Genomic DNA, 24,032 nt, shown 5'->3' with positions numbered 1-24,032 from the left:
ACACTCTTTTATACATTTGCTACCACTTCGGGCCGGCAGGCGCTCTGTCGCTGCGTCACCCAGGTGCGCATCGCTCGAACAGGCAAGCGGCATGGTGCCGCGCCTTCGTATGCATTATCTTTACTCGGTTGTCATGGTAATTCTGAACTGGACCTGGTGGCGTCATCCTGGCCCCTTGCGCCGCCCCGCGCGCGGCGCCGCTTGCCGTTCCCTGCGCTGGGGCTGGCTATTGCTGCTTTTGGGCGTGCTGTGCGCCGATGCGCGATCGCAGGTGCCGGGGGAGCTGGAACGCCAGGTCAAGGCCGGGTATCTGTACAAGTTCGCCGGCTATGTCGAATGGCCCGACGGCAGCTTTGCCCGGCCCGACTCGCCGCTGGTGATCGGCGTGGCGGGCGCCGATGCGCTGGCCGAGCAGCTCGAACAGAGCGTGGCCGGGCATAGCGTCAACGGCCGTGCCGTGCAGGTGAAGAAAGTACGCCGCGGCGAAGCGCTGGCCGGGCTGCACGTGCTGTACCTGGGCGCACTGGAGAAAACGGCGCTGCAGGAAATGCTGGCCGCCAGCCGTGGCCTGGCGTTGCTGACGGTGTCCGATTCGGATGAGGTCTACGCGATGGGCAGCATGATCAATTTTGTGATGGCCGAAGACAAGGTCCGCTTCGACGTGGCCTTGAAACCCGTGGCGCAGGCGCATATCCGCATCAGCGCGCGCATGCTGCTGGCCGCCTACCGCGTGCAGACTGGGGGCGCCTAGATGATCAGACTGCGTTCCATCCGCCACAAGCTGATGTCGGTGGTCTTGCTGACCACCCTGGTGGCGCTCGTCATTTCGCTGGGCACCATCGTCGTCTACGACTTGCGTGCCTACCACCGCAACCTGGTGGCCGACATCAGTACCCAGGCCGAGCTGCTCGGGCACATGAGCTCGGCCGCGCTGGCCTTCGACGATGAACGCCTGGCGCTGGAAAACCTCAATTTGATGCGCATCCGCCCGCGCGTGACGGCCGGCGCCCTGTACAAGGCCGACGGCAGCCTGTTTGCCAGCTACCGCGCGCATCAGCACGTGGGCGAACTGCCGGCGAAGGCGGGCCAGGAAGGCGTCAGCATCGCGGGAAAATCCGTCGAATTGTTCAAGCCCATCGTCGACAATGGCGAACTGCTGGGCACCGTGTATCTGCGCGCCGATTACGAGCTGGCCGGCCGCACGGCCGATTACCTGGCCATCGCGCTGGGCGTGACGGTGCTGGCGCTGCTGGTGGCCTTGCTGCTGCTGCGCCGCCTCGATTTCGTCATCACGCAACCGATCCTCGACATCGCCGACGTGGCGCGCGAAGTGATCGAGACGGGCGATTATTCGCGCCGCGCGCGCAAGCTCAGCGTCGACGAAGTGGCGCAGCTGGTCGATTCCTTCAACAAGATGCTGGCCGAGATCGAGCTGCGCACGCAGGCGCTGGAGCGCTCGAACGGCGAGCTGGCGCGCGAAGGCGAGCAGCGCACCGAGGCGCAGCAGGAAGTCATGCGCCTGAACCAGGAACTGGAAGTGCGCGTGCACGAGCGCACGATGCAGCTGGAAATGACGAATGGCGAATTGGCCATGGCGATGGAAGAGGCGCGCAGCGCCAACTACGCCAAGTCGGCGTTTTTGTCGTCGATGAGCCATGAATTGCGCACGCCGCTCAACGCCATCCTGGGCTTCGCGCAAATCCTCAGTTCCGACCGCCTGCCGTCGACCCTGGAGCAAAAGAAGGAGTTCGCCGGCCATATCCTGAAATCGGGGCGCCACCTGCTGACACTGATCAATGAAATCCTCGACCTGGCCAAGGTGGAATCGGGCACGGTCAGCCTGTCGCTGGAACCGGTGGGCCTGGACGCTATCTTGCAGGAATGCCGCGACATGATCGCGCCGCTGGCCAGCCAGCGCGGCATCGGCATGACCTTCCCCGACGCCTGCCCGCTGAACGTCCTGGCCGACCGCACGCGCCTCAAGCAAATCCTGTTGAACCTGTTGTCGAATGCGCTCAAGTACAACCGCGAGCAGGGGCAGGTAGCCATCGATTGTGCGCCGCAGGCGGGCGGGCGGGTGCGCATCAGCGTGCGCGATACGGGCGTGGGCCTTGACGGCGAACAGGTGGCGCTGCTGTTCCAGCCGTTCAACCGGCTGGGGCAGGAGGGCGGCACGGAAGAAGGCAGCGGCATCGGCCTGGTGGTCACCAAGCGCCTGGTGGAGCTGATGGATGGCAGCATCGGCGTGACCAGCGCGCCCGGCGAGGGCAGCACCTTCTGGATCGAGCTGCGCGTGGTCGATGCCTTGCCCATGCCTGCGGCTCCCGCCTTGCCGCGGCCGGACCTGGCCGGGGCGCTGCTCGATCACAGCGCCCCCGTGACCTTGCTGTACGTGGAAGACAATCCCGCCAACCTGACCCTGGTCGAGGAAATCGTGCGCTACTGCCCGCAATTGCATCTGCTGACGGCCACCGATGGCCGCCTGGGCGTGGAAATGGCGCGCACGCACCTGCCGCAGCTGATCCTGATGGACATCAACCTGCCGAACGTGAACGGCACGGATGCGCTGAAACTGCTGCGCGCCGATCCCCGCACGGCGCACATCCCCGTCATCGCCCTGACGGCCAACGCCATGCCGGGCGACGTCGAGCGCAGCATGGCGCTGGGCTTCTACCGCTATCTGACCAAGCCGATCAACCTCGATGAATTTACCGAGGCGATCAACAGCACCCTGGCCTATGTGGCGCAGCAGCGCCGGCAGAAGGGAACAGGCGCGCCATGATCAGCCAGGCCGATATCTACGCGGCGAAAATTCTCCTCGTCGACGACCAGGAAGTCAATCTGCGCCTGCTCGAGCATTTGCTGCAAAGCGGCGGCTACACGGCCATCACCAGCACCCTCGACGCGCGCGCGGTGGCCGGCCTGCACCAGCGCCACCAGTTCGACCTGATCATCCTCGACCTGGTGATGCCCGGCATGAGCGGCTACGAGGTGATGGATGCCCTGCGTCCGCTGGAGCTGGAAGGCTACCTGCCCGTGCTGGTGATCGCCGCCGACCCGGACGCCAAGCTGGCGGCGCTGGAAGCGGGCGCGCGCGACTTCATCAGCAAGCCCTTCGACGCGCTCGAGGTGCTCACGCGCATCCGCAACATGCTCGAAGTGCGGCTGCTGCACCGCGCCGCGCGCCACTACAACACCCTGCTCGAACGCACGGTGGGCCAGCGCACGGCCGAACTGCAGCGCTTTCGCGGCGCCATGGACGCCACCACGGACGCCATCTTCCTCGTCGACGTGCTGGGCATGACCCTGGTCGACGTCAACGACGGCGCTTGCCGTTTGCTTGGCTATGCGCGCACCGAACTGCTGGCGCTGGCGCCGGGCACCTTGCTGCCATCGCCGCCGGCCCCGCCGCTGGCCGCGCTGCCGGGCGGCGCGGCCCATCTGGCCACGGAAGTGACGGAGTGCGAACTGGTGCGGCGCGACCTGAGCCTGATCCCCGTGGAACTGGGCTGGCACTGGTATGCGCAAGCGCCCGTGACGGGCGGCTATTCTGGCACCCCTGGCGCGGGCGGCCTGCTGCTGATCGCCGTGGCGCGCGACATCAGCGAGCGGCGCCAGGCGCAGGAGCGCCTCAAGCACCTGGCCCATTACGATGGCTTGACGGGACTGCCAAACCGCAGCCTGTTCTACCAGACCCTGGCCCAGGCCGTCGAACTGGCGCAAGAGAAAAGCTGGCGCATCGTGGTGCTGTTCATCGCGCTCGACCGTTTTAAAAGCATCAACGACACCCTGGGCGCGGCGCTGGGCGACGAACTGCTGCGCCAGTTCAGCAACCGCCTCGTCGAATGCGTGCGCCTGCGCGACACGGTGGGGCGATTGGGCAACGACGAATTCGCGCTGATATTGACCATGAGCCGCAACCAGCAGGAAGCCGTGGCCGTGGCCAACCAGGTGCGCGAAGCATTGAGGGCGCCATTCGACTTGCGCGGCCATGCGGCCACCCTGACGGCCAGCATCGGCATCGCCATGTATCCGGACGACGCCACCGACCCGGAAACCCTGATCAAATATGCGAATACGGCCATGGGCGGCGCCAAGCAGGCGGGCCGCGACGGCTACCGCTTTTTCACGGCCGGCATGAACGTGCAGGTGCTGGCGCGCCTGGACCTGGAACTGGCGCTGCGCCATGCGCTCGAACACGACCAGTTCATCCTGTACTACCAGCCCAAGGTGGATTTGCGCACGGGCCGCATCAGCGGCGTGGAAGCGCTGCTGCGCTGGCGCCGCCCCGGCTACGGCCTGGTGGCGCCCGCCGAATTCGTGCCCGTGCTGGAAGACACGGGCCTGATCGTGCGCGTGGGCGCCTGGGTGATCCAGGCTGCCTGCCGCCAGATCGCCGAATGGCGCGACAGCGAAGTGGGGCCCGTGCACGTGGCCGTCAATGTGTCGAGCCGCCAGTTTGCCGAAGGCGACCTGGAAGGCGAAGTGACGCGCGCGCTGGCGCATCACAACGTGGCGCCGGAATTGCTGGAACTGGAATTGACGGAAACGGCGCTGATGTCGAACGCCGAGCGCACCATCGTCGTGCTGGGCAAACTGAAGAAAATCGGCGTGAAGGTGGCGATCGACGATTTCGGCACCGGTTATTCGAGCCTCGCGTATCTGCAGCGCTTCCCCATCGACAAGCTGAAGATCGACATCGCCTTCGTGCGCAACATCACCAGCAACCCGAACGACGCGGCCATCGCGCTGGCCATCGTCAGCATGGCGCACAGCCTGAAACTGAGCGTCGTGGCCGAGGGCGTGGAATCGCGCCCGCAGCTCGAATACCTGCGGCGCAACCGCTGCGACGAGATCCAGGGTTTCTATTTCAGCCGCGCCCTGCCGGCGCTGGAACTGGGGCAGATGATCGTCGCCGGCGCCGGCCTGCCGCCCGGCCACGACCCGGCCGCCCAGCCGGCGCAGACGCTGCTCATCGTCGATGACGACGTCAACGTGCTGTCGTCATTGCACCGCCTGTTCCGTCCCGAGGGCTACCAGATCCTGACGGCCAGCACGCCGGCCGAAGGGTTTGAAATGCTGGCCCTGCACAGGGTCCACGTGATCGTCTGCGACCAGCGCATGCCGAGCATGAGCGGCACGGAGTTTTTGAGCAAGGTGAAGGAGCTGTACCCGGAAACCATCCGCATCATCCTGTCCGGCTACACGGGCCTCGAAGCCGTGCTCGACTCGATCAACCGGGGCGCCATCTACCGTTTCTATACAAAACCGTGGGACGACACCCAGCTGCGCGACAACATCCGCCTGGCCTTCCAGCACTACTGGATGGTGAACCAGCCGGGGCTGGCGCGGGTGGCGGTGCGCTAGCTCAATCGGTGAAGTGGTCGAAGGAAGACAGCTGCAGATCGAGCGGCTGCCCGGCCGCATCCACCAGCCGCAAGCCCGCTTTGGCCTCGATGCTGCCCACGCGCGTGACTGGTGTGCCGCAGCTGGCCGCCAGGGCGGCGATGGCGTCGCGCGAGGCAGCGGGCGCCGTGAAGCACAATTCATAATCGTCGCCGCCGGCGGCCGTGTAGCGGCGGCGCAAGCCTGTTTCCTGCTGCGCCAGCACGGGGCCGGCAGGCAGGGCGTCGACGTCGAGCGTGGCGCCCACCTGCGACGCTTTCAAGATGTGACCGAGGTCTCCCACCAGGCCGTCCGAGATGTCGATGGCCGCATGCGCGAGGCCCGCTTCGGCCAGCGCGCAGCCGAGCGCCACGCGCGGCGTCGGCGTGTGCATGCGCGTGCCTGCCATGGCCAGGTCGGCTGGCGACAATGCCTGTTCCTTGCGGTAGCCGGCCAAGGCCAGGCGCGCGTCGCCCAAGGTGCCGCTGACCCAGATGTCGTCGCCCGCCACGGCCGCGCTGCGGCGCAGGGCCTGGCCCGGCGCCAGTTCGCCGAACACGGTGATGCAGATATTCAAAGGGCCCTTGGTGGTGTCGCCTCCGATGAGTTCGCAATTAAACGCGTCGGCCAGCGCAAACAGGCCGTCGGCAAAGCCGGCCAGCCAGGCGCGCTCCGCTTGCGGCAGGGCCAGGGCCAGGGTAAATGCCACGGGACGCGCGCCCATGGCGGCCAGGTCGGACAAATTCACGGCCAGGCTCTTGTGGCCGAGCATGCGGGCGTCGGCGCCGGCAAAGAAGTGCCGGTCCTCGACCAGCATGTCCGACGAGATGGCGATCTGCTTGCCGGCGCCGGGCGTGATCAGCGCGCAATCGTCGCCGATGCCCAGGGTGGCGCGGCCGGGGCGCTGGCGCACGAAATATTGTTTGATCAGGTCGAATTCGGAAAGCGCGTCGTGTGGGGCCATGGCGTGGTCAGTTCGTTGAGTGATGGTGTGGCCCGGCTATTATAGGCTGGCATACAATAGGCGCCTTTGCCACTGCCGAACAGCTTGCCATGCCCCTCCCCGATATTCACGTTCTGTTGCAATCCTGGCTCGACCACGGCTGGTTGCGCGACCCGCAAGCCGTCGGCTTGCGCACTTTCGAGGCGCAGGAGCTGGCGGCGTGCGGTTTCGACGCCATCAGCGACGGCGGCCAGCTGTGCCTGTACGAAGATGCGCGCCTGTTCCGCCGCGCCGGCCGTCCCGTGCCGGCGTCGTTCAAGGTGTATCTGCAGCGCGGCCAGCTGGGCGCGAATGGCCTGGAACTCGGTTATCAGGTGCATCTGGCCGGTTTTCTGCGCGCGGCGCGGCAGCCCTTGCCGGCGTGTCGCGTGCTGCTGGAACACGGTGGCCGCAGCGGTGCCCTGCTGTTCGACAACGGACTGGTGCTGCAGTTCGCCACCAATTTGCGCGGCAAGCCCCGCCATTACTACCTGACCCTGGTCGAGGGGCATGTGGCCGATGCCCAGCTGCCGGACCGCGACAGCGATATCGACTTGCGCGCGGCCAGCGCGCGCCATGTCCAGGCCATCTACGACAGCCGCGACCCTGCCGAACTGCGGCGCCTGGCCCGGCGCGGCAATGCGGCGCTGCGCGAACTGGCGAGTCTGCTCGCCTAAGCTTTCTTCGCCTGCGCCATGCCGTGCAGCAGCTTGGCCAGCAACTGGTCGAGCTGGCGCTGTTCGTCCGCGCTGAGCGCCGACAGCATGGCGCGCTCGTTCTCCACGTGCAGCAGCACGAGCTTTTCTATCAATTCCAATCCCCTTTGTGTCAGGGCCACCAGCACGCCGCGCCGGTCCGTCGGGTGCTTCTGGCGCTCGATCCAGCCGGCCGCTTCCAGCCGGTCGATGCGGTTGGTCATGCCGCCCGAGGACAGCATGGCCGCTTCGTACAGGGCCGTCGGCGTCAGGCTGTAGGGCGCGCCCGAGCGGCGCAAGGTCGCCAGCACGTCGAATTCGCCTGGCTGCAAGCTGTGTTCGGCGAACAGCGGATTGAGCCAGTCGCGCGCCATCAGCTGTGCCACCGTGCCCAGCTGGCCTACCAGCTGCATGGCGCGCGTATCCATCTGCGGCAGTTCGCGCTGCCATTGTGCGGCGGCAAATTGCGCGCGCGTGTGTTCTTGCGGGGTAGTTGTCATGGGCTATCCATTTATCTTTACCTCAAGATAGATTTCTATCTTTATGTTAAGATACTTTTCATCGAGTCATATTTGATGACGCATTAAACCATGTGCCTCCCAGCGAGGCAAGGACTATCCCATGCCTTCCGCCCGACCTGCCGCATCCCTTTCTGCTTCATCGTCTTCGGCCCTGCTGGTGGCCGCCATCATCCTGCTGGGCTTGAACCTGCGGCCCATCCTGGCCGCCATCGGCCCCTTGCTCGACAGCATTCAGGCCGGCACGGGCCTCAGCAATGCCGATGCGGGCTTGCTGACCACCGTGCCCGTGTTCGCCATGGGCCTGTGCGCGCTGGCGGGCGCGCAGCTGCAGCGCCGGCTGGGCGTGGCGCGCGGCATCTCGCTGGGCATCGCCATCATCGCCGCCGCCTGCGCGCTGCGCTGGCCCCTGCATGGCAGCGGCGGCCTGATCGCTACGGCGGCCCTGGGCGGCCTGGGCATCGCGCTGGTGCAAGCCTTGCTGCCCGCCTTCATCAAGCGCCATTTCCCCGAGCGGGCAGGCCAGCTGATGGGCTTTTATACGACGGGCATCATGGGCGGCGCCGCTATTGCCGCCGCGTCCGCTTCACCGTTGGCGCAATCGCTGGGCTGGCAGGCGCTGCTGGCCCTGTGGGCGCTGCCGGCCGTGGCCGCCGCGCTGCTGTGGCGCCGCGCATCGGCCGCGCGCGTGGAGGTATCCAGCGGCGCGGGCGCCAGCCTGCCCGTGGGCAGTGGCCGCGCCTGGCTGCTGATGGTGTTCTTTGGCATCGGCACGGGCGCCTACACCCTGGTGCTGGCCTGGCTGCCGCCGTTTTACACGGAGCTGGGCTGGAGCGCGGCCGACAGCGGCTTGCTGCTCGGCGGCCTGACCCTGGTGGAAGTGCTGGCGGGACTGGTGATTTCCAGCGTCATCCACCGTTTCCCCGACCGCCGCATCCTGTTGCTGTCGGTCCTGCTGGCCGTGCTGGGCGGCTTGGCCTGCCTGATTGTGGCGCCCGCGCAACTGGCGTTGCCCGCCGTGATATTACTGGGCTGCGGCATCGGCGCTTTGTTTCCCTTGTCGCTGATCGTCAGCATGGACCACGTGCGTGATCCGGCCAGCGCGGGCGCGCTGCTCGGTTTCGTGCAGGGCGGCGGCTACATCATCGCCAGCAGCATGCCGTTCATCGCCGGCCTGATCCGCCAGCACTCGTCCAGCCTGGCCCAGGCGTGGATGGTGATGGCGGCCGGCGTCGTGCTGCTGCTGCTGATCGCCGTGCGCTTCGCGCCCGGGGCGCGGCTGGCCAATGCCCGCTAAGGTGCGCGTGCCGTGTGCCGGCAGCTGATATATTTCGCCCATGCACATCGTCGACCACTATTTGGCAGGATTGCGCCAGGCCTTGCCACCGGAGCCGCTGGCGGAGCTGGCGCTGGCCAGCGGCGCCAGCGCGGCACAACTGGCCAGCTTGCGCCATGCGTATCCGCTGTGCCCGGACAGCCTGCTGCGCTTGCTGGGCCAGTACAACGGCACCTATTATCAGGAATATGCGGGCGGCATGGTGCTGGTGTACATGCTGGGCTCGGACGTGTTCGAGTATCCGTATTACCTGAGTTCCGTCGAGCAGATCCTGCAGGACGGGCAGGCGAACCAGCGCAGCATCGCCGATATCTACGGCCATTACCTGGAGGAAGATCCCGGCATCGTCGACGCCCGCATCGACGCCGGTATCCAGCAGGGCCAGCGCCTGTGTTTTTCGCATTGCATGAACAATGGCGGCTCTTCGCGGCTGTATATCGATTTCACGCCCACGGCGTCGGGCAAGGTCGGGCAGGTCGTGCGCTTCCTGCATGACCCCGACAATTACCAGGTCATCGCCGACAGCTTCGACGCCTATCTGCAAATGCTGATCGATGACGATTATGCATTCCTGATCGAGGACTATTTTGAATAGTCGCGCCACGCCGCCATCGCTGCTGCCCGCCAACCGCCGCATCGTGCTGTCCGGCGAGGATGCGCTGCGCATCCTGCGCGAGATCGAATTTTTGTTAATGTCGCTCAATAACATCGGCCGCCATTATTATCCCGACGGAGACGATGACGGCGCCGATGCCCAGCGCCGTGCGCAGTATTGCGCCGAGACGACGCGCTTCATCGACGTGCAGCAGGCGACGACGCGCCTGGCGCTGATGCGCCGCATCCTGTCCGCCCCATTCGACACCACTCTCGGGGACGACGAGATGGACGATATCGAGCGCGCCGTCGCCGCGCTGCCGCTGTGGCGTGCTCCCGGTCAGCGATCATAAAAACTAATTGAAATCTAAAATTTGATAGTTTTTCCTGTTGAGGACGTTTGTGCCGCCGGACGGCCTTACAATGCTAGGTTATGCGTTTTCGTGATATCAGACTGTGGCTAGCGGAAAATACCTAGCTAATTGAAAGAATCGGTCTGATAAAATCCGGAACACCCGATCGACCAAACAGGAAGGCAGCACAGCATGGATTCGTCATCTGATAAAAAAGAAGAATTGCGTCAACAATTGCGCTTGGCCGCACTCGAGTATCACGAGTGCCCGCGCCCCGGCAAAATCAGCGTGACGCCGACCAAACAACTGACCAACCAGCGCGACCTGGCACTGGCCTACTCGCCAGGCGTGGCGGCACCGTGCGAAGAAATCGTCATCGATCCGGCCAATGCCTATAAATATACGGCGCGCGGCAACCTGGTGGCCGTCATCACCAACGGCACGGCCGTGCTGGGACTGGGTAATATCGGCCCGCTGGCCGCCAAGCCGGTGATGGAAGGCAAGGGCGTGCTGTTCAAGAAATTCGCCGGCATCGACGTCTTCGACATCGAGATCAACGAGATGGATCCCGATAAACTGGTCGACATCATCGCCTCGCTGGAACCGACCTTCGGCGGCGTGAACCTGGAAGACATCAAGGCGCCCGAGTGCTTCTACATCGAGCGCCAGCTGCGCGACCGCATGAAGATTCCCGTCTTCCATGACGACCAGCACGGCACCGCCATCATCGTCGGCGCGGCCATCCTGAACGGCCTGAAAGCCGTCGGCAAGAAAATCGAGGACTGCAAACTGGTCGTGTCGGGCGCGGGCGCCGCGGCGCTGGCCTGCCTGGACCTGATCGTCGACCTGGGCTTCCCGCTGAAAAACATCTACGTCACCGACCTGGCCGGCGTCGTCTACAAGGGCCGCACGGAACTGATGGACCCGGACAAGGAACGCTTCGCGCAAGACACGCCGCTGCGTACCCTGGCCGAGATCATCCCGGACGCCGACATTTTCCTCGGCGTCTCCGCCGGCGGCGTGCTGAAGCAAGACATGGTGCGCAAGATGGCGCCGAATCCGTTGATCCTGGCGCTGGCCAATCCGAATCCGGAAATCCTGCCGGAAGAAGTCAAGGCCGTGCGCAGCGACGCCATCATCGCCACGGGCCGTTCGGACTATCCGAACCAGGTCAACAACGTGCTGTGCTTCCCGTACATCTTCCGTGGCGCCCTCGATTGCGGCGCGACGACGATCACGCGCGAAATGGAAATCGCCGTCGTGCACGCGATCGCCGACCTGGCGCATGCCGAGCAGTCCGACATCGTGGCCACCACGTATGGCATCAGCAACCTGTCGTTCGGTCCTGAATACCTGATCCCGATGCCGTTCGATCCGCGTCTGCTGATCAAGATCGCGCCAGCGGTGGCCAAGGCGGCCGAGGATTCCGGCGTCGCCACGCGTCCGATCAAGGACTTGCAAGCGTACGCGGACAGCCTGCAGCAATTCGTCTACCGCAGCGGCACCTTCATGAAGCCGCTGTTCCTGATGGCCAAATCCACGCCGGCCGAACTCAAACGCATCGTCTACGCCGAAGGCGAAGAAGAGCGCGTACTGCGCGCCGTGCAAGTGGTGGTCGATGAAAAACTGGCGCGTCCTATCCTGGTCGGCCGTCCACCGGTGCTCGAAGCGCGCATCCAGAAGTTCGGCCTGCGCCTCAAGCAAGGCGTCGACTTCGACGTCATCAACCCGGACTTCGACGAGCGCTATCGCGATTACTGGAACACGTATTACGCGATGACGAGCCGCAAGGGCGTCACCGAGGAATACGCGAAGCTGGAAATGCGCCGCCGCCACACCTTGATCGGTTCGATGATGATCCACAAGGGCGACGCCGACGGCATGATCTGCGGCACCTTCGGCACCACCCAGCTGCACCTGAAATACATCGACCAGGTGCTGGGCAAGCGCGCCGGCAGCAATGTCTACGCCGCCATGAACGTGCTGATCATGCCGGAGCGCCAGCTGGTGATGGTCGACACGCACGTCAATGAAAACCCGGACGCCGAGCAGCTGGCCGAGATCACCATCATGGCCGCCGAAGAGATGACCCGTTTCGGCCTGTCGCCGCGCGCGGCCCTGCTGTCGCACTCGAACTTCGGTTCCAGCGACAGCGCCTCGGCGCAAAAGATGCGCGCCGCCCTGGCCATCGTCAAGGAACGCGCGCCGGACCTGGAAATCGACGGCGAAATGCACGGCGATACGGCCCTCGACAGCAAGCTGCGTCAAAAACTGATGCCCAATTCGGCACTGAAGAACGACGCCAACCTGCTCGTCATGCCGAACATCGAGTCGGCCAACATCGCCTACAATCTGGTGAAAACGGCGGCCGGCAACGGCATCGCCGTGGGCCCGATCCTGCTCGGCTGCGCCAAGCCCGTGCACATTCTGACGCCATCGGCCACCGTGCGCCGCATCGTCAACATGACGGCGCTGTGTGTTGTTGACGCTGTCGCCCAGCGCAAAGTCTAAGGCTGTCGCTGTCAGTTAAAAGCCGCGCCATCCGCAAGGGTGGCGCGGCTTTTTACGTCAGTGCGCCATCGGCAAGGCTATCGCGAGGAAAGTGCAAGTTATTTGATGTGCATCAAAATGCTTGGCCCGCTGCCGGCCATAATGGCATCGAGCTCCTTGCCCTTCCAGTGGTCTGCATCGGCGCCGGCGCCATCTGTCCGGCACTGTTTTGTGTGACGCAACAACGCTGGCCGTGGCGGGAGTTCACTTTTCAAGCGGCTGCATGGCTTTCCTCTTTCTCTGCCCAGCGCAGCCGGATGGCGTCGATGGCGGGCAGTTCCTTGACAAACAGCTCGACCAGCCGCGCATCGAAATGGCTGCCTTGTTGCGCTTGTAAATAGCCCACGGCGTCCGTCACCGACCACGCGCGCTTGTACGGGCGCACCGAGGTCAGTGCGTCGAAGACGTCGGCCACGGCGATGATGCGTCCCGCCAGCGGGATCGCCTCGCCCGCCAAGCCGTTCGGGTAGCCGCTGCCATCCCATTTTTCATGGTGCGACAGGGCGATCTCGCGGGCCAGCGCCAGCATGCCGCCTGCGGCATGTTCGCCGATGATGTCGGCGCCGATGCGCGCGTGCGTCTGCATGATGGCCCATTCGTCCGCGTCGAGCTTGCCCGGCTTTTGCAGGATGCGGTCGGGGATGCCGATCTTGCCCACGTCGTGCATGGGCGCCGCGTGCAGCAGGTCGTCCGCGGCGGCCTCGTCCATGCCGGCGGCCACGCCCAGCAGGCGCGCGTAATGGCTCATGCGGATCACGTGCAAGCCCGTTTCATTGTCCTTGTATTCGGCCGCCAGGCCCAGGCGCTGGACAATCTGTAGCCGCGTTTCCTTCAGTTCGTTGATGCGCACCAGCGACAGATGCGTGCGCACGCGGGCCCGCACGATGGCGGGGCTGAGCGGCTTGGTGATGTAATCGACGGCGCCCGCTTCAAAACCGCTCAGTTCATCGCGCATGTCGTTCAGGGCCGTGACGAAAATGACGGGGATGGCGGCCGTCAGCGGCGCCGCTTTCAGCTGGCGGCAGGTGTCGTGGCCGCTCATGCCCGGCATCATCACGTCGAGCAGGATCAGGGCCGGGCGTTCCTGCTGCGCCAGTTCCAGGGCCCGCGCGCCATCCTTGGCGAACAGCAGCGCGTAGTCGTTTTGCAAGATCTGGCGCAGCAATTGCAAATTGGCCGCTTCATCGTCGACGACGAGAATCACGGGCCTGGCTTGTGCATTCATGGGGACTCCGGGGCGAAGGTGGGCAGCAGGCCGTGCAGGAGCGACTGTGCCAGGGGAAAATCAAAGTCGTCGATGGCGTGCAGCAGCGGCGCCAGCGCATCCGCTTGCGCGCCCATGGCGTGCTGCAATTGGGCTTGCGCCGCGTCATCGAGTTCGCCGCGCTGCAAGGCCTGCAGCAGGGCGCTGGCCGCTTGCCGGGCGGCGGGCGCGTCGATGGCGCTCGTCGTCGTTGCCGCCGGCAATGCAGGCGGTGCCAGCCGGGCGATGGCGGCCAGGGCCGCTGGCCATTGCGTCAGCAGCTTGCCCAGCGTCTCATTGAGCTGCGGCGCCGTGGCGAGGGCTGGACTGGCGCACGCTTGTTCCAGGGCCGCCAGGCTGGCGGCCAGCTGTTCCAGGCCGAGGTTGGCCGCCGCGCCGCGCAGCCGGTGACTTTGCGGCAGGAGCACCGCGTGGTCGCGTGCTTCGATGGCGGCCAGCAGGGCGGGCGGCACGCGCGGATGCTCGTGTCCAAAGCGGGCCAGCGCCGCGCGGTAGGCGCTGTCGTTGCCGGCCCAGCGCTGCAGGGCGCCCGCATGGTGCAGCACTCTTCCTCCAGCGGGCGCGGGGCTGTCATCGGCCGGCTCCGCCGCCAGGCCCAGCACGCGGGCGATTTCCCGCGACAGCGCCTGCCATTCGACGGGCTTGGTGGCGAAACCGTCCATGCCGGCTGCCCGCGCCGCCTTGCGGTGCGCGTCGAGCACGCTGGCCGTCATGGCGATCACGGGCACGCGCGGGCGGCCATCGCGCAGGGCGGCGGCGCGGATGGCTTGCGTGGCGGCCAGGCCATCCATGCGCGGCATTTGCAAGTCCAGCAGCAGAATGTCGAAGTCGTCCTGCTGCGTCAGCTGCAAGGCTTCCACGCCATCGCCTGCCGTGATCACCGTGTGGCCGCGTTTGCCCAGCAGCAGGCTCAGCAGTTCCAGATTTTGCGGCACGTCGTCGGCGGCCAGCACGCGCAGGGGCGGCAGGCGTACGCTGCGGCGTTCGCTGGCGGGCAGCGCCGCCTGGCGTGCCGGCAACAAGGGCAGCATGATGTGGAATACGCTGCCGTGCGGCACGCTGGCGTCGGCCCAGATGCGCCCCTGCATCAGGGTCACCAGCTGCCTGCTGATGGTGGTGCCCAGGCCCGTGCCGCCAAAGCGCCGCGTGGTCGAAGCGTCCGCTTGCACGAAGGGATCAAAAATGGCATCGCGCCGTTCCGCAGCGATACCGATGCCGCTGTCCCGCACCAGCAAGTGCAGCTGGCCGTCGTCGAGGCGCGCCGCCAGGCTGACACCACCGCTGGCCGTGAACTTGATGGCGTTGTCGAGCAGATTGCCCAGCACCTGCCGCATGCGCAATTCGTCGCCATGCAGCACGGCCGGCAGTTGCGGATCGTACTGCACCTCCATGCGCAAACCCTTGTTGCGTGCATGGATGCCATACGTGGACGCCAATTCATCGACCAGCGCCAGCAGGCTGTAGTCGCGCATTTCCAGCGCCACGGCACCCTTGTCCAGCTTGGCCGTATCGAGCACTTCGTTGAGCAGGCGCAACAGCGAGCGGCCGGACTGCCGCACGGTATTGAGGTGGCGCCGCTGCTCCGGCGCCAGCGGCGAGTCGAGCAGCACATCGGTGAAACCGAGGATGGAATTCATCGGCGTGCGGATTTCATGGCTCATGTTGGCGACAAAGCTGGCCCGCGTGGCGGCCGCCAGCTCTGCCTTTTCTTTGGCCTTGCGCAAGTCTTCCTCCATTTGCCGCCGTTCGCTGATATCGAGGATGACGCCGTCGACCCAGCGCACGGCGCCTGCCGCATCGTGCACGACGGTGCCCCGTTCCCACAGCCAGCGGGCCGTGCCGTCGGCATGAAGCAGCCGGTATTCCAGCAGGTAGGGCTCGCCGCTGGCCACGCTGCGGTTGAAGACGTCGACGACGTAGGCGCGCTCTTCGCTGGCGATCAGGCCCGTGATGCTGCGGCGCGGTGCGGCGCCGAGAAAGTCGGCGGGCGGATAGCCGGTGACGGCTTCCACGCCATCGCTGATGAACAGCATGGGCTGGTTTTCCGCCGTGGTGCAGCGAAAGGCGATGCCCGGAATATTGCCGATCAGCGAGCGCAGCTGTTGCTCGCTTTCGCGCAGGGCGGCCAGCATGGCGCGCCGTTCGCTGATGTCCGTAATGAACAGCACATATAAATCCTGGTCGGCCAGACGCGCGCTGGCCACCGAACGCTGCACGGCGACCGGCACGCCATCCTTGCGCAGGTAGACGATTTCCTCGCTGGACTGGAAAGCGCCAGCCTCGCCCGTGCGCAGGTAATGCAGCAGGCCGTGCTGTTCCGACTGGCGCACGTCGCTGACCAGCACACTGACATGGCGGCCGACAATTTCCGCCGACCGCCAGCCGAGGATGCGCTCGGCCGCGCCGTTGAAGTCGATAATGCTGCCGTGCCGGTCGATCGTGATGACGCCGTCGACTGTGCTCGTCAGCAGCGAACGGGTCCAGTGTTCGCTCTGGTTCAGGTGACGAAACAGTTCGCGGTAGCGCAAGATGCCTACGGCCGAGGCGACCAGGATCGTCAGGGCAATGGTCAGCAGGGTCACGCTGATCACCAGCATGGGCCGGTTGGCATCGGCATCATTGCCCGGGGGGATCGTACCCACGAAGCGCGCCGCCTGCATGCCCATGTAATGCATCCCGGTAATCGCGCAACCCATGACGCAGGCGCTGATCAGCGTGCGCTGCGACGAGGGCACGCGGCTGCTCCAGCCGCGCAAGCCGAAACGTATCCACAGGGCCAGGGTGGCCAGCGCCACGGCAACGACGAGCGACAGCGCGAACAGCAGCGGATCGTAGCGCAGCGACAGACCCACACGCATCGCCTGCATGCCCGTGTAATGCATGGCGCCGATGCCCAGGCCCACCAGCAAGCCGCTGCGCAGCAGCAGCGGCGCCGTGACGGCGCGCCGGCTGATGGTGGCCAGGGCCACGAACGAGGCTGCCACGCTGGGCACGATGGACAGCAAGGTCAGGCCCGGATCGTAGGCAACGCTGGTACCCAGCTCGAAGGCCAACATGCCGATGAAATGCATGGCCCACACGCCGCAGCCCAGCGCCAGGCTGCCGGCCAGCAGGCACAGCAAGTGCAAGCGGCGGCTGATGCTCGCCTGGGCGCGGCTGTACGCCGTCATCTGGAAAGCCATCCACGACGTGAAAATGGCGATCACGAGCGATAGCAGCACGAGGCCAGGCGCATGCTGGCCGTGGTGCAGCTGGGCCGGATCGGCGGGAAGGTGGAACAGGTGCTGGACGCTGGCAGGTATCATCGTAGGCAAACGGGTGGCGCGTTGGCGCTGGCATGGGCGCCTGCTGCCACTGCGGGTGATCGATGCGAATTACCTTACCAGATTTCAGGAAACAAATATCTTAATTGTAATTATTTTCCCTGTCGTGCAAGCCATTCCCGAGCGGGACAGGTGGGCCGCGGACTTGTCGTGCCCGTGGAATGGCGATACTGGCGAGGAAGTTGCCATCAAGAATTGTGTGGTTTTTTTGCAAGGTGCGACGCCTTGCCGGGTGTCATGCTACATTCGCGTCCTGTTTTTTCTGAAAGGATGACGATGCCTTTAAGTGACAACTTCTTGCGGCATAATCAGCAAGCCTGGGATGCCCAGGCTGTACAGAACAGCCCATGGTCGCAACCTGTCGACTGCGCCACCATCGCCGCGGCGCGCGCCGGGCAGTGGCAAATCCATTTGACGCCCGGCCCCTTGCCGGCCGGCTGGCTGGACGATGTGCAAGGCAAGCGTATCCTGTGCCTGGCCGGTGCCGGCGGGCAGCAGGCGCCCGTGCTGGCCGCCGCCGGCGCACACGTGACCGTCTTCGATTTATCTGGGCAGCAACTGGCGAAAGACCGCATGGTGGCTGAACGCGACGGCTTGCACCTGGCTACCGTGCAGGGTGACATGCGCGACCTGAGCCACTTTGCCGATGCCAGTTTCGACCTCATCGTGCACCCCGTGTCGAACCAGTACGTGCCCGACATTGCTCCCGTGTGGCGCGAATGCGCGCGCGTGCTGGCGGACGGCGGCGTGCTGCTGAGCAGTTTCTTCAATCCGGCCGTGTTCATCGGCGACCGCGATCCGCAATGGGCAAAGCAGGGCTTGATACGTCCCCGTTTTGTGCTGCCGTATTCGGATGTGGAGGATATGCCAGCCGATGCGCTGGCGGCGCGCATGGACAGGGGCGAGGCGCTGATCTTCGGCCACGGCCTGGACAGCCAGATCGGCGGCCAGCTGGCTGCGGGTTTCGTGCTGGCAGGCTACCACGAGGAAATGCATCCTCACCCGCGCTTTGAAATTGAAAAATACCTGCCCAGCTTTATCGCCACGCGCGCCGTCAGGCTGGCGCGCGCGTTAGCTTAATTGTAGGGCTGCAGATCGAGCCATACGGCGTACGACAGGCGCTTGCCATTCCACAGGCCGCCGCCGCGGATGACGGCGTCGCATGAGGTCAGCTGGCCCACCAGGTCCATGCGGCCGAGGTTGCGGCGCAGGCGCAGGGCGTCGTTGTGCGACAGGTAGCCGACCAGCAGGCCATCGATGAAGACGGCGATGGCCTTGTCCTGGAACGGGTTGGCATCGTCACAGACGAGCAGGGCCAGGCATTTTTCTTCCGCATTGCCGGGACCGTGCTCACCGGCCAGCTTGGCGATGGCGGGCTGGTACATCGACTCGTTTTCCACTTCCGACGCAAAGCGTCCCTCATCGCTCCAGTGGTGCGCGGGTGCGCCGGGAGGAATCGCCGGCACGTACTGGCGCACCGAAACGAGCGGCTTGTGCAGCGGTTTGACGGGCGTGCGGCCGCTGAAGACGTAGTACAGCAGGGCGATGACGATCACGATGGCAAGCAGGTAAAGCATGGTATCTCTCTGATTTCGAAGGGGGAAGCCGGGATCGCGGGCGCGCCGCGCGGCGTTGCCGCTACTATAGCAAGTTCGCCGCTTGGTCCCGGGTAAATCTGGTCATGATTTGCCGCCGGCGCCGCAGTGCCAGCGGGTCGTTCAGCACGATGGGCGAGGCGCCCGTCAGGCCCGAATAGTACTGGCCATGTTGGCGCAGGACGATGGCATAGTCGCGCAGCGCGTGGCCGTGCGCCAGCATGCGCGCGTCGCAATCGACCTCGATGGCAAAGCGCAGCCGGTGCAGTTGCCACCACAGGGGCAGGTTCCAGGGCATGAGCACGATCAAGGCGTACGCCACGGCCAGCAGCAGCGGATCGCGCGCGGCCAGCCGGCATTGCTCGTGCGCCAGCAGCAGCGCCTGTTGCGGCGGCAGAATCAATCGCAGCCAGACGGGCATCACGATGCGGGGCCGCAGCAGTCCCGCCACGCAGGGACCGATGCCGCCGCTCAGGAAGACGGGCGTGCCCAGCAAGGTGCTCTTTTGCCAGCGGCGCTGGTGCGACAGCAGCCAGACGCTGCGCAGCGCCAATATCAACAGCATGCCCATCGACAAGACAAACCAGCCCAGCTTCAGCTGCGCCTGTTCCGCCGGCATGGCCGCCAGCACGCCTGGCAGCCATGCCAGCGGCAAGAGGACGGACGCGGCGATGGCCGCCAGCCACAGCCAGCGCGTCGTGCAGCCGTGCCGCTGCAGCAGGCGCTCTGCGCCCCAGGCGGCAGCGCTCAACAGCAGCGCCAGCGCCATGCTGCAAACCAGCCAGACCGGCACTAGCGTGTCAACGCCATGCCGACGGAGGCGGGCGCCGTGTGCTTGAAACCGAATTGCGCATACAAGTCTTGCGCCTGGCCATCGGCGATCAGGCTGACGTACGCGCTTTCCGGTACCTCCGTCTCGATGAATTGCATGATCTCGCCCATGATGCGCTTGCCCAGGCCCTTGCCCTGGTGGGCCGGCAGCACGGCGATATCGGTGACCTGGAAGAAGCAGCCGCCATCGCCGATGACGCGGCCGATACCCACCACCTCGTCGCCATGCAGGATTTGCACGGCAAACAGGGAGTTCGGCAAGCCCTTGGCCGCCGCCGCCGTGCTTTTCGCGCTCATGCCGGCGGCGACGCGCAGGTGCTGGTAGGTGGCGCTGGAGGGGATGGCCAGGCGGGTGGTGTAGGACGATGCTGCGGTCAAGGCGGTCTCCTGTGCAATATGGATGGAATGGCCATTATAGGCGGCACGCTTTATTCGCCGCGCGCTATGTTGTCCGGGACGCTTTTGCGCTATGGTGGCGTCATCCATCCATTTGTTGAAAGCACGCCATGTCCGCAGGATTTACCGCCACCGAGTTGTCCGTCATTAATGAAGACGACGCCCTGATCACCACCCTGGCCGCGCCAGCCGGCAAAGGCGAGCCCGTCTACCTGATGCTGCAGCGCGCCGAAGAATATGACGAGCAGGACGTGGCCATGGGCATGGACGAGCCCTACATCGAATACTGCGGCCAGGAATTCGCCTGGTATGGCCACATGCACGCCGTGATTTTGCATCCGAACCGATTGTCCGTGCAGATGGATGCCGAGGCCGCCATGCAGATGGATGACGATGGCCAGATCGACGTGCGTTTCAATTTGACGCCAGAGCGCTACGCCCAGCTGCAGCAGGCGCTGCGCACCACGTTCGAGGGCTGCGATTATTATCGCGAGGAACGCAGACGCGTAAATCATGCGATGCGGCCAGGCTAGCGCGGCCAGCTGGCCGGCTTGCTGTTCATGCGGGTGGCCGCCGAAGGCCAGTCGTGGAACATGAGCATGACCACGATGCCCTAGCGCGTGTGGGGAAACTTGCCTACAGAGCTCGCGTATGCCATGTCGTTCAATATATGGTCTCCCAAGCGGTTGGAGAAATGGATTTCATCCCAAAACATGGGCATGGCATGGTTGCTGTTTTCAGCGAGGGTGCTCAAGTCGTTACGCTGTTCATAATCGAGTACTTGCACGTGAAATTGTGATGCGAGCCCAGTGATCTCCGTTTTCCATTGTGCCGCACGTGGTGACAGCCCCACTTGCTGGATGCGTGCTTGCCATCTTGCCGTGACAGGTAAAATCAGCAAAATGACTTCCGTTTCTTCGGTTTTCGCCCGCTGAAACATGTCTGTCAAGTCCTTGATGTCGGCGGCATTGGCTGCGCGACCTTTGCAAGCGCCTATCCTCGTCTGGATGATACGGTTGTAGCGCGATTCATCTATTTCGACTCCTCCAGCATGCGTAGTCCCGTTAACGACCTGGTCATGGAAACGTCCTTGCGCGTCAAAGTAGCTGTCGTAAGAGCTTATATGCAACAGATTTGTTTTCAGCGTTTTTAAGCTTTGCTTGACGGCATCCTTGGGCGAAAGATAATCGAATGGAAAGGCGAGTTTGTTTTTCCCTGTTTCATCGTCATTTTTCGCTTCGCAGGCATTGGATGTCAGGTAACTGACTTCCAGATACAGTCTTTTAATTCGTCCCTGTTGGCTGATGGCAAAAAACAGATCCCTTGCATTTGATAGGGGCAAGGCGTCGACGCCAACGACTTGGACGTCGCTGCGGTATAAGCGGGAGGCGAGACGCTCGTTGAAACCGCGCCGCACCCGCGAGGAGCCAAGAATCAGCACGTCAGGTGTGTGCAGCGCGCTGCGCAATACCGCCGAGCCTCGCTGGCTGGCAGATGGGGGTTCCAGTTTGATGGCATTGATCTTGTGGCTTTCCTGCCGCCAGATGGCATATGGATCCACGATAAATACGAATCCGGCAGTCAGGAGCAGCAATGCGATCGCAATGAAAAAAATGCAGGTGAAAAAGCGCGCGACGGGGATTTCTTGATTAAAACCCTGCATATTTGAACTCTTTGACAGCGGATAAATTGATGAGCGCCAGACCAAGGCCCAAGGCCACCGCTGTCGCCCATGCCAGGCTGGGTTTCCATGCCAGCTTGCTGGTAGCCGATTTTTTCAACTGTACGCTCCAGGCGGGGAGTTCCTTTGCCACCAGGTCGATCAGGGAAGGGGCAGACCAGTTGAAAGCAATGGCCGCGAGGATGGCCGTCATGCCAAAGAGGCCAGCTGGCCAGGCTGGAGCATGGCCGGCACCCAACAAGCCACGGATAATGTGGATGGCTTCATGCCAGTCTGGCGTGGCCCACAGGCTGACGGAAAAGGTGATGGCGGCCAGTGTAAAAACTCTGCCAGCCCAGTGCTGCAGCTTGCCGCCTTTGCGTGATACGAGATTCCAGCGCCGCAAGGCGTGATTGCCCGTGACCAGCAGGCCCTGATAGATGCCGAAGACCAGGAGGGGAATGGTGGCGCCATGCCAGATGGCGACTGCCATCATCACCACGAACAGGGCCGCGTAATGCCGCCATACCTGGCGTTTTTTTGTCAGGGGACGATACAGATAGTCGCGCATGAAAGCGCCCAGCGTCACATGCCAGCGTGTCCAGAATTCGACCGGGCTGGAAGACTTGAAGGGGGCGTGGAAATTGACGGGCAGGTGAATGCCGAACATGCGGCTGATGCCCATGGCCATTTCCGAATAGCCGCAAAAATCGTAGTACGTCTCAAACAGGAAGCCCAGGCAGGCGATCCAGGTCTCGACCAGGCCGATGGGGTCGCCTTGTCCTGCGCGCAGGAAAACGTCGCCTTGGGCATAGTGAAAAATGGGGGCGATGCAGGATTTTTTAAACAGACCCATGGTGAACAGGGTGAGGCCGACGGCGTAGTCGCGCGGTGCCGGACGCAAGGTGGATGATATGACTGGCGCGGCCAGGAATTGCGGCAGCATGTCCTTGTGGGAAAGCAGGGGGCCCGATGGAAGGTGGGGAAACCAGGCCACGAAGAGCGCATATTCGAGTGGGTTGGTGCTGCGGGCTTGCCCCCGCGCCGTATCGATCAGGAAGGCGATTTGCGTAAATGTGAAATACGAGATACCCAGAGGGAGGGCGGGAATCGCCGTGCCGGGCACGGCGAAGAATGTCGCATATTTATAAAACGCGAGAAAACATAAATTCCCCGCAATGGCCAGCGCCAGGTAGCGGGTTTTCTCGCGGTGCCGGCCAATCACGCCGGCGAGCAGCCAGTTGGCGCCCATCGATGCGCAAAACAGCAGCAGGTTTTGCGCATCATTGAGGTAATAAAAAACCAGTGAAATCAGCAGCGGCAGCAGCAGCCTGAAATGGCTTGTTGACAGCAATTGGCGATAGCCGTACGCGGACAGGGGCAGGAAGGCAAGGGCAAACCAGTACGAAGTAAAACTCATCGTATTACAGGCGTGCCTTGGCCGAGTTGTTGGCGTTTAAAAACAGCTTGGCCCAGATTTCTCTTACTTCCAGCCATTTGGCGAGTTCGTCCGGTTTTCTGACGGCTTCGCGGATGCGCGACAGATAGGTCGACTGTCCCATGGCATAAGCGCGACAGTTGCTGCAGTCGATATTCGAACTGCAGCACTTGCCCTTGCCCGGCTGATGGTCGACATGGACATGTACTTGCTTGGTAACGCGGAAACCGCAGTTCTTGGCGATCTTGGTAACGGGATCGATGTCATAGAGCTTGTCGCCCGTGACCCAGTCGTCATAGTGCAGGGAATATTGGACCGTTTCCGGATAGGCCACCATGGCGCGCATAATTTCCGCGCGCGCATGGGCAAAATCGGCTTGCGTCAAGGCCAGGCTTTGTGTGGCGCTACTGATGCGGAAATATGCCTTGTCGTTATCCACCTTTTTTTCCAGCTTGTCCAGATAGCGGGTGGTCGGACTGAAATAGCTGAAGGTGAGCGGTAAGCCATGATTATTGGCAAGCTCTGCCATGATCATGATCTGATTGATATTCAGGGATGTAATGGTAAATACGCAGACGGCACGAGGGTCGTCGCGATAATTGTTCATTGCCTTGGTCAGCACGTCGCCGGCGCGCAATGAGCTACCGATTTCATCGACTCCCCAAGAGGAGATATGGATACGATAAAAGATATCGTCCGGCAAGCGTATCGTGCCATTGGTAAACACAATGCCATGTGGGATGTATTTTTGGGCCGCGCGCAGCCTGTCGGGCACCAGGCTCGGTTCCGCGCCCGCCATGTAGGCCAGCGTGACGCCACGCGCCGCATCGGCGGCAAACAGGGCATCCCACTCGGCAAGCGAACGGCTATCTTCGTGTCCCTCGTTTTCCTCGCCTTCAAAGAACAGGCAGCCCTCACAGCGTAAATTGCATTTTGACGCCACGTCATAATTAGCCGCCTTGAGGGTACCCAGTCGTGCGTTCAGCTCACGAAAATAAGCAAAGTCATCTTGCCTGGTGGCGGATGCAAGTTCAGATAGGGAATTCATAAGCACCGGAAGGTAAGAGTGAAAATATTACTGAACATTGGATAACGCATCCTGCGCGAACAGG

The 24,032-nt window shown here is 63.7% G+C and carries 20 protein-coding genes; 10 read left to right on the top strand and 10 right to left on the bottom strand.

Annotation, left to right across the window (positions count from 1 at the left end; all coding sequences use genetic code 11):
* The first annotated feature begins 133 nt into the window (after positions 1 to 133).
* From AC54AG_RS04705 to AC54AG_RS04695, 3 genes are read left to right on the top strand one after another with little or no spacing between them, the layout of a single operon-like run.
* Positions 134 to 751, top strand: a complete 618-nt coding sequence (locus AC54AG_RS04705; RefSeq protein ID WP_175444472.1) for a TOL_0243 family YfiR-like periplasmic protein — start codon at positions 134 to 136, stop codon at positions 749 to 751.
* On the top strand, positions 752 to 2,782 hold the full coding sequence (locus tag AC54AG_RS04700) for a sensor histidine kinase, YfiR-like protein-associated (protein WP_319990594.1): 2,031 nt from the start codon (positions 752 to 754) through the stop codon (positions 2,780 to 2,782). It abuts the gene before it with no gap.
* On the top strand, positions 2,779 to 5,367 hold the full coding sequence (locus AC54AG_RS04695) for an EAL domain-containing protein (RefSeq protein WP_496629610.1): 2,589 nt from the start codon (positions 2,779 to 2,781) through the stop codon (positions 5,365 to 5,367). The genes AC54AG_RS04700 and AC54AG_RS04695 overlap by 4 nt, the downstream gene beginning before the upstream one ends.
* 1 nt (position 5,368) lies before the next feature.
* Here AC54AG_RS04695 and thiL read toward each other — a convergent pair whose 3' ends face one another.
* The gene (gene thiL, locus AC54AG_RS04690; protein ID WP_496629609.1) at positions 5,369 to 6,349 is read right to left on the bottom strand and encodes a thiamine-phosphate kinase; all 981 of its coding nucleotides are present in this window, start codon (positions 6,347 to 6,349) and stop codon (positions 5,369 to 5,371) included.
* Positions 6,350 to 6,438: 89 nt separating this feature from the next.
* On the opposite strand from thiL, the gene AC54AG_RS04685 reads away from it, so the two are divergent.
* Positions 6,439 to 7,044 (top strand): hypothetical protein, encoded by a 606-nt coding sequence (locus tag AC54AG_RS04685; protein ID WP_496629608.1) that lies wholly within the window; start codon positions 6,439 to 6,441, stop codon positions 7,042 to 7,044.
* Here the strand turns inward: AC54AG_RS04685 and AC54AG_RS04680 are convergent.
* Complete coding sequence (locus AC54AG_RS04680) at positions 7,041 to 7,562, bottom strand: MarR family winged helix-turn-helix transcriptional regulator (protein WP_034746194.1); 522 nt, start codon at positions 7,560 to 7,562, stop codon at positions 7,041 to 7,043. The two genes, AC54AG_RS04685 and AC54AG_RS04680, sit on opposite strands and share 4 nt — an antisense overlap.
* 121 nt (positions 7,563 to 7,683) lie before the next feature.
* Between AC54AG_RS04680 and AC54AG_RS04675 the strand changes: the two genes are divergently transcribed.
* The 4 genes from AC54AG_RS04675 to AC54AG_RS04660 all read left to right on the top strand — a co-directional run bounded on the left by AC54AG_RS04675 (position 7,684) and on the right by AC54AG_RS04660 (position 12,374).
* The gene (locus tag AC54AG_RS04675; RefSeq protein ID WP_496629607.1) at positions 7,684 to 8,877 is read left to right on the top strand and encodes an MFS transporter; all 1,194 of its coding nucleotides are present in this window, start codon (positions 7,684 to 7,686) and stop codon (positions 8,875 to 8,877) included.
* 40 nt (positions 8,878 to 8,917) lie between these two features.
* Positions 8,918 to 9,511 carry an SMI1/KNR4 family protein gene (locus AC54AG_RS04670; protein ID WP_128141804.1) on the top strand — a complete coding sequence of 198 codons (594 nt, stop codon included), beginning with the start codon at positions 8,918 to 8,920 and terminating at the stop codon, positions 9,509 to 9,511.
* Positions 9,504 to 9,863 (top strand): hypothetical protein, encoded by a 360-nt coding sequence (locus AC54AG_RS04665; RefSeq protein ID WP_496629606.1) that lies wholly within the window; start codon positions 9,504 to 9,506, stop codon positions 9,861 to 9,863. Before AC54AG_RS04670 ends, AC54AG_RS04665 begins: the two co-directional genes overlap by 8 nt.
* Before the next feature lie 192 nt (positions 9,864 to 10,055).
* Complete coding sequence (locus AC54AG_RS04660; protein ID WP_034746204.1) at positions 10,056 to 12,374, top strand: NADP-dependent malic enzyme; 2,319 nt, start codon at positions 10,056 to 10,058, stop codon at positions 12,372 to 12,374.
* Between the two features lie 250 nt (positions 12,375 to 12,624).
* Here the strand turns inward: AC54AG_RS04660 and AC54AG_RS04655 are convergent, their stop codons facing one another.
* Both AC54AG_RS04655 and AC54AG_RS04650 read right to left on the bottom strand, forming a co-directional pair.
* The gene (locus AC54AG_RS04655; protein WP_496629605.1) at positions 12,625 to 13,638 is read right to left on the bottom strand and encodes a response regulator; all 1,014 of its coding nucleotides are present in this window, start codon (positions 13,636 to 13,638) and stop codon (positions 12,625 to 12,627) included.
* Complete coding sequence (locus tag AC54AG_RS04650) at positions 13,635 to 16,982, bottom strand: MHYT domain-containing protein (RefSeq protein ID WP_496629716.1); 3,348 nt, start codon at positions 16,980 to 16,982, stop codon at positions 13,635 to 13,637. The genes AC54AG_RS04655 and AC54AG_RS04650 overlap by 4 nt, the downstream gene beginning before the upstream one ends.
* 294 nt (positions 16,983 to 17,276) lie before the next feature.
* Between AC54AG_RS04650 and AC54AG_RS04645 the strand changes: the two genes are divergently transcribed.
* A complete protein-coding gene (locus AC54AG_RS04645) occupies positions 17,277 to 18,080 on the top strand; it encodes a class I SAM-dependent methyltransferase (RefSeq protein WP_456129916.1) in 804 nt (267 codons plus the stop codon).
* Here the strand turns inward: AC54AG_RS04645 and AC54AG_RS04640 are convergent.
* The 3 genes from AC54AG_RS04640 to AC54AG_RS04630 all read right to left on the bottom strand — a co-directional run bounded on the left by AC54AG_RS04640 (position 18,077) and on the right by AC54AG_RS04630 (position 19,804).
* Positions 18,077 to 18,577, bottom strand: a complete 501-nt coding sequence (locus tag AC54AG_RS04640) for a hypothetical protein (RefSeq protein WP_034746219.1) — start codon at positions 18,575 to 18,577, stop codon at positions 18,077 to 18,079. The two genes, AC54AG_RS04645 and AC54AG_RS04640, sit on opposite strands and share 4 nt — an antisense overlap.
* A gap of 64 nt (positions 18,578 to 18,641) precedes the next feature.
* Positions 18,642 to 19,388, bottom strand: coding sequence for a M56 family metallopeptidase (locus tag AC54AG_RS04635; protein ID WP_496629604.1), 747 nt, complete (start codon positions 19,386 to 19,388; stop codon positions 18,642 to 18,644).
* A complete protein-coding gene (locus AC54AG_RS04630) occupies positions 19,388 to 19,804 on the bottom strand; it encodes a GNAT family N-acetyltransferase (RefSeq protein ID WP_070301089.1) in 417 nt (138 codons plus the stop codon). The genes AC54AG_RS04635 and AC54AG_RS04630 overlap by 1 nt, the downstream gene beginning before the upstream one ends.
* A 128-nt stretch (positions 19,805 to 19,932) precedes the next feature.
* On the opposite strand from AC54AG_RS04630, the gene AC54AG_RS04625 reads away from it, so the two are divergent.
* Positions 19,933 to 20,355 carry an Imm10 family immunity protein gene (locus AC54AG_RS04625; protein WP_496629603.1) on the top strand — a complete coding sequence of 141 codons (423 nt, stop codon included), beginning with the start codon at positions 19,933 to 19,935 and terminating at the stop codon, positions 20,353 to 20,355.
* Between the two features lie 80 nt (positions 20,356 to 20,435).
* Here the strand turns inward: AC54AG_RS04625 and AC54AG_RS04620 are convergent, their stop codons facing one another.
* Genes AC54AG_RS04620 through AC54AG_RS04610 form a run of 3 tightly spaced genes read right to left on the bottom strand, consistent with a single transcriptional unit; the run spans position 20,436 to position 23,968 of the window.
* Positions 20,436 to 21,485: a hypothetical protein gene (locus AC54AG_RS04620; protein WP_496629602.1), complete on the bottom strand. Its 1,050-nt coding sequence runs from the start codon at positions 21,483 to 21,485 to the stop codon at positions 20,436 to 20,438.
* Positions 21,472 to 22,902, bottom strand: a complete 1,431-nt coding sequence (locus tag AC54AG_RS04615; RefSeq protein WP_496629601.1) for an MBOAT family O-acyltransferase — start codon at positions 22,900 to 22,902, stop codon at positions 21,472 to 21,474. Before AC54AG_RS04615 ends, AC54AG_RS04620 begins: the two co-directional genes overlap by 14 nt.
* Before the next feature lie 4 nt (positions 22,903 to 22,906).
* Positions 22,907 to 23,968 carry a radical SAM protein gene (locus AC54AG_RS04610; protein ID WP_319990607.1) on the bottom strand — a complete coding sequence of 354 codons (1,062 nt, stop codon included), beginning with the start codon at positions 23,966 to 23,968 and terminating at the stop codon, positions 22,907 to 22,909.
* Positions 23,969 to 24,032: the final 64 nt, after the last annotated feature.

This window comes from Janthinobacterium sp. BCJ23 (assembly GCF_059617945.1).
The sequence above is the reverse complement of the archived record's forward strand: the minus strand, read 5'-3'. Positions and strand labels throughout refer to the sequence as shown.